Below are 303 nucleotides of genomic sequence, written 5' to 3' on the forward strand. Positions count from 1 at the left end.
CTGAGCTGCACAAGGGCGATATGGTCCAGCTGGACGACGGCGCCGATGCGACCGAGGAATACGATGTAACTACCGAGGAGACGGCCCCGGGCCTGGTGGAGCTGGGCGAGGGGGCCATCCACGTGTACGTGCCCGGTGAGGCGGCCCAGGTGGAGAAGCGCACCGGCAAAGTGTCGGGCAAGACGGTGGAGGAAACCGTGAAGGAGGGCTCCGACAACGTTTATCTGAAGTACAACGCGAACAGGGTGAGCGCGATCGGCACAAGCGCGAACAGGGCGAGCCCGCACCACAGTTTGACGCGCC

The 303-nt window shown here is 64.7% G+C and carries 1 pseudogene; it reads left to right on the top strand.

The window, feature by feature from the left end:
- Positions 1–303, top strand: a pseudogene (locus NE591_RS14170) (hypothetical protein); the annotation flags it as partial.

Origin of the sequence: Adlercreutzia sp. DFI.6.23, from assembly GCF_024462535.1 — a bacterium.
Classification (GTDB): domain Bacteria; phylum Actinomycetota; class Coriobacteriia; order Coriobacteriales; family Eggerthellaceae; genus Adlercreutzia; species Adlercreutzia rubneri.